This is a genomic window from Alteromonas sp. ISO5, assembly GCF_058105165.1.
In genome coordinates, this window is the sequence record NZ_CM176572.1 from 4,090,045 (window position 1) to 4,102,820 (window position 12,776).

Genomic DNA, 12,776 nt, shown 5'->3' on the forward strand with positions numbered 1-12,776 from the left:
TTTATTGAGCAGGTATCATCGATGAAATCATACAGCAGTCATATTCCGCCACAGCGTACGTTAATGGGCCCGGGTCCGTCCGACGTTAGTCCTCGTGTGTTAAATGCCATGGCTCGCAGTACCGTGGGTCACCTCGACCCGGATTTTATCGGCTTGATGGATGAAACCAAAGAGCTGCTGCAGTATGCCTTTAAAACGGAAAATGCGTTGACTATGCCGGTATCTGCACCGGGCTCGGCGGGAATGGAAGCGGCGTTTGTTAACCTGATTGAGCCGGGTGATACGGTTATCGTGTGTATTAATGGTGTGTTTGGCATGCGTATGCGTGAGAATGTAGTGCGCAGCGGTGCAACCGCAGTTGTGGTAGAAGACGACTGGGGCAGGCAAACGGATCTGAATAAGCTCGAAGACGCGTTAAAAAAACACCCTGAAGCCAAAATCGTTGCTTTTGTGCACGCTGAAACCTCTACCGGGGTGCGCAATGACGCCGAGAAAATGTGTGCACTGGCCCGTCAGTACGACTGTCTGACCATAGTTGATGCTGTAACATCATTAGGTGGCATTGAACTGGCAGTGGATGACTGGGAGATTGATGCTATTTACTCGGGTTCGCAGAAGTGTTTAAGCTGCGTACCGGGTATTTCGCCGGTTTCATTCAGCGATAAGGCCCTTGAGGTCATTAAAGGCCGTAAAACGCCTGTACAAAGCTGGTTTTTAGATATGAACCTGATTGTCGGTTACTGGGGACAGGGCGGTAAGCGGGCTTACCACCACACGGCACCGGTTAACAGTATTTATGCACTGCATGAATCATTGGTTATGTTGTACGAGGAAGGTCTGGAAAATGCCTGGCAGCGTCATGCGACAATACACGATAAACTGGTTGCAGGCCTCGAGGCAATGGGCCTGGAGATGGCTGTCGATAAGGACTATCGCCTGCCACAATTAAACGTCGTGCGAATTCCGCAAGGGATTGATGATGGCGAAGTTCGTGGTCGTTTGCTAAACGACTTTAATCTGGAAATTGGTGCAGGTTTAGGTGCATTTGCCGGTAAAGTATGGCGGATAGGTCTGATGGGCGCAGCTTGTACCGACAAAAACGTTGATTTTTGCCTGGCTGCGTTAAAAACCGTTTTAAAATAACAGCTGTTGTACGACTAAAAAATTCCTGAATATGAAGGTTGGCATAATAAAAAATTGTTAATTGCCAGCCTTTAACGCTACTATCTTAACCTGTCGTGCCAGGTTTGCCCCGGAAAGGTGAGAACGACAGTATCAACGTCTGCTCTCTCTGCTTTCCTGTCTTAAGGTTTAACCTGTCCGCCCGTTGTTTATTTATTACTCAGGTTAATCATCTATGCTGCATCGAATTTGGCTTATCTTTATTATCAGCGCATTTCTGGCTACCTTGTATCAGGCCCTGTGGGGCGAAAACCCCGGTGGTTTTCAGGATGTTATGAATGCTGTGAGCAGCATGGCCACCCTGAGTGTAGATATTGCTATTGGCCTGATAGGGGTGCTGGCGTTCTGGCTTGGGATTTTTGAAGTTGCTGAAAAATCGGGTTTAATCAAAAAGTTTTCCAGAGTGCTGGCACCGTTTTTATGTCGCATTATGCCTGACATTCCCCGCGACCATCCGGCACTGGGCAGTATCACTATGAATATGTCGGCCAACTTACTGGGACTCGATAACGCGGCCACGCCGTTTGGCATCAAGGCGATGCAGGACATGCAAACGCTGGCCCCGAAAAAAGATACCCTGACCAACAGCCAGATCCTGTTTCTGGTACTTAATACTTCGTCGGTCACCTTATTTCCCATTGCCGTATTCTTATATCGCGGCGAGCAGGGGGCAGCGCAGCCTACCGATGTGTTTATTCCTATTTTGCTGGCCACCAGTGCATCAACGCTGGCGGGGCTAATTGTGACTTGTCTGGTTCAGCGTATTAACCTGTTTAACCGTGTGGTGTTGCTGTATCTGGTTGGTGTATTTGGTTTACTGGCGGCAGTCATTTTATATTTTGCCCAGTTGGCCGCCTCTGAGCTGGCCAGTCAGTCGGCTATAGTGGCAAACAGCCTATTGTTTACCTTTGTGGTTGGCGTACTGATTTCCGGCTGGCGGGTGGGTAATAATACCTATGAGCAATTTGTCGACGGTGCCAAAAAGGGCTTTGAAGTCGCGGTATCGCTTATTCCGTTTCTGCTGGCGATGCTGGTTGCTATTGGCATGTTACGTGCCAGCGGCGTAATGGATATACTGGTTCAGATGATTGCCACAGCGGCCGGTTGGATGGGCTTTGACCCGCGCTTTGTGGATGCGCTACCAACCGCGTTAATGAAACCGCTGAGCGGCAGTGGAGCCCGGGCCCTGATGATCGAAACCATGCAGCATCATGGCGCAGACTCTTTTGCCGGACGTTTATCGTCGGTGATGCAGGGGTCTACCGAAACCACCTTTTATGTGCTGGCGGTTTATCTGGGGGCAGTAGGTATTAAACACTCCCGCTATGCGGTGGCCTGCTGTCTGGCGGCCGACGTAGCCGGTATTGCCACGGCAATAGTGGTGAGTTACTGGTTTTTCGGTTAACAGTTCAGGTTGGGTTAAGTCTTTTATTGTCATACTGCGCGGGTCATTATAACTGGAGTTGTTTTATGAATTGGAAAGTCATTGCTTTTGCGGCGCTGGGTTTGGCGTTAAGTTTTCATTCCCAGGCGGATGAAAAAACCTTACAGGTGTCTGGTCAGGGAATTATTGCTGCTTCGCCAGATGCTTATACCTTAACCATGGTCATTGAAGAGCGTGGTGCGGTAGTGGGTAAGCTTAACGAACAGGCCAATGCCAAACTGAATGCCGTGGTGAGTTTTTTGTTGTCTCAGGGCGTTGCCGAACAGCACATACAGTCAATGTCTGTTAATTTATCCCCGTGGTATGAACATACATCTAATGGCAGAGAACATAAGGGATTTGTGCTGAGCAGGCAGGTACGCGTAACCTCAAATCAGCTGCAAAACTACGATACTGTTCTCGATGGGGCCATGAAGCGTGGTATTAACCGTATCGATCAGTTTGAGTTTATAAACTCGAATCCCGAAAAGGTATACCGCGACGCGTTAATTGCCGCAGTGGAAGATGCTAAAGAGCGCGCCAGCCTTATCGCTAAACAGATGGGCGTTACTATCGCGGGTGTCATTTCGATTAGTGAATCCATGTCTTACAACCAGCCGCCAGTAGGCGTAAGAATGCGTGTTCAACAAGAAGATGCCTTCAGTTTACCCGGCCAGACAGATACGTCTGCTTCGGTGAATGTTACATTCGCAATCGAGAATTGATCACCCGGGCGATTTTCACCGATTAACCTTTTTTGAGGGAACTGCTACACTTCGCCGGCCTTAGCGTTTTTTAATTGAGAGTTGTATTTTGAATAACACCAGCCTTTACCCTCAGCTACTGGAACAGGCAAAAAGCCTGATTGCCGGCGAACCCGATTTAATTGCTAACCTGGCCAATCTAAGCGCACTGATTTATCACAATCTGGAAGACGTCAACTGGGCCGGGTTTTACCTGTATAAAGAAGAGCAATTAGTATTGGGGCCTTTTCAGGGGCTGCCAGCCTGTATTCGTATCCCTATGGGGAAGGGCGTTTGCGGCACGGCAGCGCAAACCAATACCATTCAACGGATAGATGATGTACACCAATTTGCCGGTCATATTGCCTGCGACGCAGCGTCGGAATCAGAGATTGTAGTCCCGATAATGGTTAACGGTGAATTGCTTGGTGTACTGGATATCGACAGTCCGAAGTTATCCCGTTTCAGCGAGGCTGATGAAGCGGGTTTAGTGGCCATTGTGGATGCGCTGGTGGCGGAATTATCATGAAGCACATGGTGGATATTCAGGTGGTTTTGGCCACCTGGGAAGATATGGAAGATGTGTTTGAAGATCCGGATGAAGCCGCAGAACGGCTCAATACCTTGTTACATATGCTCTATGATCGCGCCGAAGAAGACATCGAAACCGAGCGTTTAGAGAAAATATTGGCCCATACCTGGTCAATTTGGCATCAGGATGACAATTTATTGTACGTAAATGATGATGATTTGCTTGATTGGGTTGACCATCTCTTAGCAACTTGGGATGATGCAGACAATCTGGATTAACACTGACACACATTGACATTGATGGAATCATCACAGAAGTTTAGTAACAGCAAAGAGGTTATCGCCTTTCTTGCCGAGACATTTCCTAATTGCTTTACCTTAGAAGGTGAAGCCAAACCCCTTAAAATTGGCATTTTTCAGGATCTTGCTGAGCGCCTCGCTGAAGAGGAGCGCGTTAGCAAAACGCTGCTGCGCTCGAGCTTACGCCATTACACAAATAGCTGGCGCTATTTGTACAGTATCAAGAAAGGGAACTTTCGCGTTGATCTGGACGGCAATCAGGATGCGGCGATAGAGGAAGAACACGAAGAACACGCCAAAAAGCAACTTGACGAGAGCAAAGCCAAAGCTGCTGAAAAGCGTAAGCAGGCGGCACAGGCAAATCGTAAGAAAGATAGCCGTTCATCTGCGGCGAATAGCGGTGATAAAGCGGGTAAATCGCCTGCTGGACGCAATAATAACGGAACTAAAACGAAAAATAGCAGACCAATTAAGACGCCCCCGGCCAAACTGTCTGATGCTGATTTAACCGTTGGTACGTCAGTGACAGTAAAACTAGGCAAGGCACCGATGCACGCGGTCATTACCGAAGTAGCAAAAGACGGTGTGCATGTTCAACTGGATACGGGGATGGTAGTAAAGGTTAATCCGCAAACACTGCGTTTAGCACGTTCCAAGAGGTAGTAATATGAAAGATATACTTCGCATTTCCGTTGCCAGTGCAATTCTTGCGTTAAGCGTAGGAGCCGGAGCGGTTACATCTGGCAATAGTGTCGAAGATCTGCCCATTCTCCAGCAAGAGCCGCAGCATTCCTCCGCGGCAAAGCGCATCAGTACGCTGTTCACCCGTGAACATTACAAACTGATCAAACTGGATGATACGTTATCTGAGAAAGTGTACGACCGCTATCTCAAGTCTCTCGACGGAAATCGAAATATCTTTTTAGCGTCCGATATTGCTGAATTTAACAAGCATCGGGATGAATTTGACGAAGCCATTCTGCGCGGAAACCTGCAGGTGGCTTACGATATGTTCAATCGCAACCTAGAAGCGCGCATTGGCCGTTACGAATATGCCTTAACCCTGCTCGACGATGAGTTTAACTTCGAGAAAGAAGGCGACAAGTTTTATTACGACCGTGAAGAAGCCGCCTGGCCTGTGAATCAGGCAGAGCTTGACGAGTTATGGCGTCAACGGGTTAAGTACGATGCGCTGAACCTTAAACTGGCTGGTAAAGAGCAGGATAAGATCAAAGAGTTGCTTACCAAGCGTTACGAGCGTGCCATTAAACGACTTAAGCAAACTCAAAGCGAAGACGTATTCCAAACGGTAATGAACTCATTTGCCCGGAGCATCGAAGCGCACACCAGTTATTTATCACCACGCAACGCCGAACGTTTCCAGATGGACATGAACCTGTCGCTGGAAGGTATTGGTGCAGTATTGCAGAGCGAAGATGACTTTACCGTCATCAAGAGCATCGTACCGGGTGGTCCGGCTGATAAGTCTAAGGCAATTAAGCCGGAAGATAAAATTATTGGTGTGGCCCAGGAAGACGAAGAGTTTGTCGATGTTATTGGCTGGCGTCTGGACGACGTAGTCGAGCTGATTAAAGGCCCGAAAGGCAGTGAAGTTCGGCTGCAGGTACAAAAGGGCGCAACCGAAAGCACAACGGTGTCGGTAATCACTTTAATTCGTGACAAAATCAAACTGGAAGATCGTGCTGCCAAATCTGAAGTGTTTGTGCCTGATTCAGGCCCGCATCAGAATGAAAAGGTGGGCGTTATCTCTATCCCGAGCTTCTACAATAATCTTCACGTTGACGTGTTAAAGGAAATTAACGCGCTCAAGGCAGAAGATGTTAAAGCGGTCATTGTTGATTTGCGTGGCAATGGTGGTGGTTCGCTGTCAGAAGCGACGCTGGTTTCAGGACTGTTTATCGAGCAGGGGCCGGTAGTACAGATTCGCTATGAAGGCGGCCGCATGAGCGTAAATCAGGATACCGATGGTAAAGTGGCCTATCAGGGCCCGTTAACTGTACTGGTTGACCGCTACAGTGCCTCGGCATCAGAAATCTTTGCCGCAGCCATGCAGGATTATAACCGCGCGTTAATCATCGGTGAGCAAACATTTGGTAAAGGCACAGTACAACAGCATAAAGGGTTAGGACGTATCTACGACCTGTATGAAAACCCGCTGGGCAGTGTGCAGTACACCATTGCTAAGTTCTACCGTATTAATGGCGGCAGCACGCAGCATAAAGGTGTAGTGCCGGACATTCCGTTCCCATCGCCAATCGATCCGGCAGAGTGGGGCGAAAGTCAGGAAGAAAATGCTTTGCCATGGGATAGCATCAAGCGTGCTAACTACACTACCTTCGGTGATACTCAGAGTGCACTGGATGTATTGGCCGCTAAACACAATGCCCGCATCATGCAGGATCCCGAGTTTGGCTACATCCAGCAGGACATCGAAAAATATAAAGAAAATAAAGATAAAGACTTTATTTCTCTGGTTGAGTCAGAACGACTGGCAGAGAAAAAAGAGAATGAAGAACAAGCACTGGCCCGTGCTAATGAGCGACTGACCCGCATGGGGCTGCCAGTTGTTGAAGATCTTGAGGACCTGCCTGAAGAGCTTGAAGAACTGGATCCGTACCTCACGGAAGCCGCTAACATTACCCTCGACATGGTAAACACGGGGAAATACGCACTAACCCGCGGTTAGACGTTCGCTTCATAAAGGGCTGGCAGCACTGTCAGCCCTTTTTCATTGCATCAGACACACAAAACACAAATACTAACGACAGTAGTAAAATAAATATAAAACAATAATAAAGGGAACAACGTGTATGGCGGCTCGTGGTGAGTTTTCTTCTCGTATCGGATTTATACTGGCAGCTGCGGGGTCGGCTGTAGGACTGGGTAATATCTGGGGGTTTCCAACCCAGGTAGCCAGCAATGGCGGTGCGGCTTTCGTTTTGGTTTACCTGCTGCTGGCGTTTGCGCTGGCGTATCCGGTATTAATGGCAGAATTGGTTATTGGCCGCGCTCATCGGGCCAATATGGTCGACTCATTGGGTCAGATTACCAGCAACCCACTGGGTCGGCTTACCGGCCTGTGGGGCTGTATTACGGTGTCATTGATTCTGGCCTTTTATGCCATTGTTGGCGGCTGGATGATTGCCTTTTTTGCTGAATCGGCGAGTCGCCCGGTGGTTCCTCCGGCGATCAGCGACTGGCTTACCAATTATTCACTGAGTACTAATCTGGTTTTCTGTGCACTGTTTTTGAGTCTGACGTCTTATATCGTGCTCGGCGGCGTGAAAGCCGGTATAGAGCGCTGGTCGGTGCGTCTGATGCCAACCCTGTTTATTCTGATGGGAATACTGATTGTTTATGTGAGCTTTCAGCCTGGCGCCAGCGAAGGCTGGGCTGCGTATCTGGTCCCGGACTTTTCGTTGGTACTTAACCCTGATTTGCTTATTGATGCCATGGGACAGGCATTTTTCTCCATGTCACTGGGTGTGGGTACCATGCTGGTTTACGGCTCTTACATGAGTAATAAGGAAGATTTACCCACTATTGGGGCCGCTGTGGCTCTGGTGGATATCGGTGTAGCCATTATTGCTGGTATGCTGATTATTCCGGCTATGTATGTAGCATTAAATAATGGGGTAGAGATCTTTTCATCCAACGGCGATTTGATTGCTGGAGATCAGCTTATTTTTACTGTACTGCCAGCTTTATTTAATACTATCGGACCAATTGGTATCGTAGTTTCGACGGTATTTTTTGCACTCATGGTTATTGCTGCATTAACCAGCTCTATTTCCATGCTGGAAGTGCCGGTGGCTTACCTGTCTGAGAGCCGCAACCTATCCCGTCCTCAAGCAGTGATGATTGTTACCCTGGTCATTTTTGCCGCCAGTGCACTGATTATCTTTAACTTTTCTACGTTATTCGGTCTCGTGATTACGCTAACTACCAAGTACAGCCAGCCACTGCTGGGCTTTGCTTTGTGTATTTTTGCCGGCTGGGTCTGGAAACGTAATGAGATTCTGGCAGAGCTTAAGGTAAGTGCGCCGGACATGGAGCAGCGTTTATTCTGGAAAATCTGGCCGTGGTACGTGAAGTTTGTTTGCCCTCTGGTCATTCTGCTGATGTTCTATCGTTCGGTTGCATAAGGAAATAATAATGACCAGAGAAATAAAACAACCAACGCTACTGGACGCATTTATTCCGGTAATTTCACTCATTGTGATGTTAGGCACGGCGGTATACCTGTTCGCCGATAATTCGTCTTACGGGCCCAATCAGGTTTCGCTGTTAATCGGCACTGGCCTGGCCGCTATTATTGGTATGAAGAACGGCCACAAATGGCATGATATTGAAAAAGGGATTATTCAGGGCATTTCAGTGTCGCTGGGGGCCTGTCTTATCCTGCTGGTTGTGGGCGCGCTGATAGGTACCTGGATGCTGGCCGGCACGGTACCGACCTTAATCTACTATGGGTTAGAGTTGCTCAATCCCAGTATGTTTTATGCTGCTTCGTGTATTATATGCGCCGTAGTGGCTATGAGTATAGGTAGTTCGTGGACCACTGCAGCCACCGTGGGGGTAGCGTTGATGGGCGTATCTGCCGGGATGGATATGTCGGCGGCTATTACAGCCGGTGCGATTATTTCTGGCGCGTATTTTGGCGATAAGATTTCCCCGCTATCAGAAACTACCAACCTGGCACCGGCGGTGGCAGGTACCGATCTGTTTGAGCACATTCGCTACATGCTGTGGACGACCATACCCAGTTTCGTGCTGGCGTTGATATTGTTTGTTATTATTGGTTTCAGTGAATCCGGTGTTCAGTCTGCCGAGAAAATCCAGCAGATGCAGGTATTGCTGGATGATACCTTCAACATCAATATATTTATGTTGGTACCGCTGGTCATTCTGCTGACACTGGCAGTGCGTAAAATGCCGGCTTTCCCAGCGGTGGGAATTGGCGCTTTGCTGGGTGGTGTATGGGCGTTAATTTTTCAGCCCGATGTCATTCAAGCCATGAAAGACAGTGCGGATTCGTTTTCTGTGGGTGCGCTCAAAGTGGTCTGGACCGCCTTATTCGACGGCGTAAGTTTTAACACCAGCGACGACAACCTGAACAGCCTGTTGAGCCGCGGTGGTATGTCTTCCATGCTCAATACCATCTGGCTGATAGTGTGTGCTATGTCGTTCGGTGCGGTGCTGGAGCGGGTAGGATTACTCACCCGTGCCGTCGGTGCCATTTTACATGGCGCTAAAACCGCTGGTGCCATGGTAAGCCGCACTATTCTTACCTGTATTGGCACTAACCTCATTACTTCTGACCAATATATGGCCATCGTGATGCCCGGTCGTATGTATAAGGATGAATACGCCAAACGCGGTCTGGATCAGCTAAACTTATCCAGAAGTCTGGAAGACGGCGGCACGATTACATCACCACTGATACCGTGGAACACCTGTGGAGCTTATATGCATGGTGTATTAATGGTGCATCCGTTTGAATATATTTTCTTTGCCTTCTTTAATTTAATCAGTCCTGTTCTGGCGGTGATCTATGCTTACCTGGGAATTAAAATTCTCCGTATTGAGCCACCAGAGTCTGTGACTGCTGCAAAATAAACATCTTGTTAGGAGATGAAATGACGCTAGTGGCTAAACGACGCGAAGATTATCGCGCGCCCGAGTTTACAATTACTGATATCGCGCTGGATTTTACTCTTGATCCCACTGCAACCAAGGTGGTCAGTGAATTAAAAGTGAAACGACAGGGCGCCGCCTCAGCCGCTCTGGCGCTTGATGGCGAACATATGCAACTGCTTGAAGTGGCTATTGATGATTTACCGTTCGGCGATTACCAGCAAACCGATACCGGCCTGGTGCTGAATGATGTACCGGATGAGTTCACCCTGCGTATCGTGACGCAAATTAATCCATCTGAGAATAAGGCACTGGAAGGGCTGTATCTGTCTAACGGCGTATATTGTACGCAGTGCGAAGCAGAGGGCTTTCGTCGTATTACTTATTACCTGGACAGACCGGATGTGCTGGCCTGTTTTACCGTTAAGATCACCGGTGACAAAGCCAGCTTGCCTACCATGCTGGCCAATGGTAACCCCATTGAACAGGGCAGTAATGCCGACGGCAGTCATTGGATTTTATGGCAGGATCCGTTTCCAAAGCCAAGCTACCTGTTTGCACTGGTAGCCGGCAGTTTTGATCAGCTAACCGACACCTTTGTAACCCAAAGCGGTAAGTCGGTAGCACTGGAATTGTTTGTAGACAAAGGTAAACGCCAGCGTGGTGAGTTTGCCCTGGAAGCCTTGAAACGTTCCATGCGCTGGGATGAAGAAGTCTTCGGCCTCGAATATGACCTCGACATTTATATGATAGTCGCGGTGGACTTCTTCAATATGGGTGCCATGGAAAACAAAGGGCTGAATGTCTTTAACAGCAAGTTTGTGCTGGCCGATCAGGCGTCTGCTACCGATGAAGACTTCTTTAATGTAGAGTCGGTGATTGCCCATGAATATTTTCATAACTGGACAGGTAACCGGGTAACATGCCGGGACTGGTTCCAGTTAAGTTTGAAAGAGGGCCTGACGGTCTTTCGTGATCAGCAGTTCAGTAGTGACATGAGCTCACCGCTGAGTAACCGTATCAAGCAGGTGCGGGTAATGCGTGAGCACCAGTTTGCCGAAGACGCCAGTGCCATGAGTCATCCTATTCGCCCGGATGAGGTAATAGAAATGAATAATTTCTATACCGTTACTGTTTATGATAAGGGCGCAGAAGTCATTCGGATGATGCATACCTTATTGGGGGCTGAAGGTTTCAGAGCAGGGATGGATGAATACTTCAGACGTCATGATGGGCAGGCTGTTACCTGTGATGATTTCGTTTCTGCAATGCAGTCGGCCACCGATATTGATTTAAGTCATTTTTCTCGCTGGTACAGTCAGTCGGGGACGCCTCGGGTGGAAGTAACACGCCGTTATGATGCCGCCAGTGATACACTCACTGTTTCGCTGCGCCAGCAGAACCCTGCCACCGCAGACCAGACCGAAAAACAAAACTTGTATATTCCTCTGCAAATTGAGTTTCTGGCCGCAGACGGACAGCACGTGTCGCCTGACAGTGGTATGTTCCGCGATAATCTGGTTATTCTCGATAAGTCAGAGATCGAACTTACCTTCACTGGCAAGGGCGGCGATATAACGCCTGTTGCATTGGGCAATTTTTCTGCGCCGGTTAAACTTACATCTGATTTAACGCCACTGGAGTGGCTGCACACCTTCCGTTTTGCAACCGATGCTTTTAGTCGATGGGACGCTATTGGCCAGTTGTATGACTGGTGTATCGAGCAATATTATCAGGGCAGCCCGCAACGCATTGAAAAAGCTATCTGGCAAGGGCTGTATGAAGCCGTTGAAGCCAGCCAGGATAATCCGGAAATTCTCGGTGAATGTCTGGTGGTACCCAGTTTCGAGACGCTGTGTCAAAGTCGTGACAATATCGATGTGCATGCATTAAATGAAGCCAGACAAACCTTTAGTCATGATTTGGCAGAGTTTATGTCTGACTTGTTACTGGTGATTTACCAAACCAATCAATCGGACTCCTTTGCATATGAGCCTGCGCAGGTCAGTTCCCGGCGATGTAAGAATGTAGTGCTGGCGCTACTGGCCGAGTTGCCACTGGCTGAAACGTTGATCACCGAACAGTTCTCCGCTTCAGACAACATGTCAGACACACTAGGGGCGTTAAAAGCTGCGCAACAGTTCGATTTAGTGTTGTTTAATAATCTGATGAACGAGTTTGAGCAACGCTGGCGTGATGATCCGCTGGTGCTGGATAAGTGGTTTGGTCTGCATGCCACCTGTGATCGCAGCGATATACTCGCGCAGTTGACCTTATTACGACAGCATCCGCAGTTCAGTCAGCAAAACCCTAACCGGGTCCGTGCGGTGATAGGCAGCTTTGCGTTTTATAATACTGCCGGTTTCCATGCTGATGATGGCAGCGGATACCGGTTTCTGACCGACTACCTGCTGGAATTGGATAAAACCAACCCACAGGTTGCCTCCCGGTTAGTGACACCTTTAACTCAATGGCAACATTTTGCTACATCACGTCAGGCTCTGATGCGACAGCAATTATCTCGCTTACTTGATGAAGTCTCATTAAGTAAGGATCTTTACGAAAAAGTCAGCAAAGCACTGGCCTACGGACATGATTCATAACACCGATAAAGTGTATTTTTTTTCGGTCAATGAGCCATATCACCAGTGCCAGCTCCTTTACAGCGGCTCAATACCCGTGGTGGTATTGACCGCTGACTCTGGTGAGCGGGTGCAGGTACCCTCAGGTCGCATTCGCCAATTTATTGATAGTCGAGGCTTTTATGGCCGCTTCAGACTCGTGGTCAGCGCACAAAATAAAATTAAATCTTTTGAGCGCATCGCCTGAATTTGAACTATAACTATCAAGCGGTTAAGAACGTTTTTACCAGACTCTATTTTTCTAACTGATTACAAACACGGCTTTTTTTCAACTGGTACGATTAGTTCTTGCCATCT

Annotated in this window: 11 protein-coding genes; all 11 read left to right on the forward strand. The window is 48.4% G+C overall.

The window, feature by feature from the left end; translation table 11 throughout:
• The first annotated feature begins 21 nt into the window (after window positions 1–21).
• The 11 genes from AC2T0J_RS18340 to AC2T0J_RS18390 all read left to right on the forward strand — a co-directional run bounded on the left by AC2T0J_RS18340 (window position 22) and on the right by AC2T0J_RS18390 (window position 12,666).
• Window positions 22–1,143 carry a pyridoxal-phosphate-dependent aminotransferase family protein gene (locus tag AC2T0J_RS18340; protein WP_489807197.1) on the forward strand — a complete coding sequence of 374 codons (1,122 nt, stop codon included), beginning with the start codon at window positions 22–24 and terminating at the stop codon, window positions 1,141–1,143.
• 214 nt (window positions 1,144–1,357) lie between these two features.
• Window positions 1,358–2,587 carry a nucleoside recognition domain-containing protein gene (locus tag AC2T0J_RS18345; protein ID WP_489807198.1) on the forward strand — a complete coding sequence of 410 codons (1,230 nt, stop codon included), beginning with the start codon at window positions 1,358–1,360 and terminating at the stop codon, window positions 2,585–2,587.
• Between the two features lie 65 nt (window positions 2,588–2,652).
• Window positions 2,653–3,330 carry an SIMPL domain-containing protein gene (locus tag AC2T0J_RS18350; protein WP_489807199.1) on the forward strand — a complete coding sequence of 226 codons (678 nt, stop codon included), beginning with the start codon at window positions 2,653–2,655 and terminating at the stop codon, window positions 3,328–3,330.
• Between the two features lie 88 nt (window positions 3,331–3,418).
• Complete coding sequence (locus AC2T0J_RS18355) at window positions 3,419–3,877, forward strand: GAF domain-containing protein (RefSeq protein WP_489807200.1); 459 nt, start codon at window positions 3,419–3,421, stop codon at window positions 3,875–3,877.
• Window positions 3,874–4,158 carry a hypothetical protein gene (locus tag AC2T0J_RS18360; protein ID WP_489807201.1) on the forward strand — a complete coding sequence of 95 codons (285 nt, stop codon included), beginning with the start codon at window positions 3,874–3,876 and terminating at the stop codon, window positions 4,156–4,158. Before AC2T0J_RS18355 ends, AC2T0J_RS18360 begins: the two co-directional genes overlap by 4 nt.
• 21 nt (window positions 4,159–4,179) lie before the next feature.
• A complete protein-coding gene (proQ, locus tag AC2T0J_RS18365; RefSeq protein ID WP_489807202.1) occupies window positions 4,180–4,842 on the forward strand; it encodes an RNA chaperone ProQ in 663 nt (220 codons plus the stop codon).
• A gap of 4 nt (window positions 4,843–4,846) precedes the next feature.
• Complete coding sequence (prc, locus tag AC2T0J_RS18370) at window positions 4,847–6,886, forward strand: carboxy terminal-processing peptidase (protein WP_489807203.1); 2,040 nt, start codon at window positions 4,847–4,849, stop codon at window positions 6,884–6,886.
• Between the two features lie 124 nt (window positions 6,887–7,010).
• Window positions 7,011–8,345: a sodium-dependent transporter gene (locus AC2T0J_RS18375; RefSeq protein WP_489807204.1), complete on the forward strand. Its 1,335-nt coding sequence runs from the start codon at window positions 7,011–7,013 to the stop codon at window positions 8,343–8,345.
• A 10-nt stretch (window positions 8,346–8,355) separates the two neighbouring features.
• Entirely contained in the window at window positions 8,356–9,819 is a 1,464-nt protein-coding gene (gene nhaC, locus AC2T0J_RS18380) for a Na+/H+ antiporter NhaC (protein WP_489807205.1), read from the forward strand.
• 20 nt (window positions 9,820–9,839) lie between these two features.
• A complete protein-coding gene (gene pepN / locus AC2T0J_RS18385) occupies window positions 9,840–12,440 on the forward strand; it encodes an aminopeptidase N (RefSeq protein WP_489807206.1) in 2,601 nt (866 codons plus the stop codon).
• Window positions 12,430–12,666, forward strand: coding sequence for a DUF2835 family protein (locus AC2T0J_RS18390; RefSeq protein ID WP_489807207.1), 237 nt, complete (start codon window positions 12,430–12,432; stop codon window positions 12,664–12,666). Before pepN ends, AC2T0J_RS18390 begins: the two co-directional genes overlap by 11 nt.
• Window positions 12,667–12,776 lie beyond the last annotated feature (110 nt).

Bases quoted from the DNA above. Each gene is read 5' to 3' on its own strand.
- AC2T0J_RS18340 (WP_489807197.1), top strand. From the start codon at position 22: ATGAAATCATACAGCAGTCATATTCCGCCACAGCGTACGTTAATGGGC.
- AC2T0J_RS18345 (WP_489807198.1), top strand. From the start codon at position 1,358: ATGCTGCATCGAATTTGGCTTATCTTTATTATCAGCGCATTTCTGGCT.
- AC2T0J_RS18350 (WP_489807199.1), top strand. From the start codon at position 2,653: ATGAATTGGAAAGTCATTGCTTTTGCGGCGCTGGGTTTGGCGTTAAGT.
- AC2T0J_RS18360 (WP_489807201.1), top strand. From the start codon at position 3,874: ATGAAGCACATGGTGGATATTCAGGTGGTTTTGGCCACCTGGGAAGAT.
- proQ (WP_489807202.1), top strand. From the start codon at position 4,180: ATGGAATCATCACAGAAGTTTAGTAACAGCAAAGAGGTTATCGCCTTT.
- prc (WP_489807203.1), top strand. From the start codon at position 4,847: ATGAAAGATATACTTCGCATTTCCGTTGCCAGTGCAATTCTTGCGTTA.
- AC2T0J_RS18375 (WP_489807204.1), top strand. From the start codon at position 7,011: ATGGCGGCTCGTGGTGAGTTTTCTTCTCGTATCGGATTTATACTGGCA.
- nhaC (WP_489807205.1), top strand. From the start codon at position 8,356: ATGACCAGAGAAATAAAACAACCAACGCTACTGGACGCATTTATTCCG.
- pepN (WP_489807206.1), top strand. From the start codon at position 9,840: ATGACGCTAGTGGCTAAACGACGCGAAGATTATCGCGCGCCCGAGTTT.
- AC2T0J_RS18390 (WP_489807207.1), top strand. From the start codon at position 12,430: ATGATTCATAACACCGATAAAGTGTATTTTTTTTCGGTCAATGAGCCA.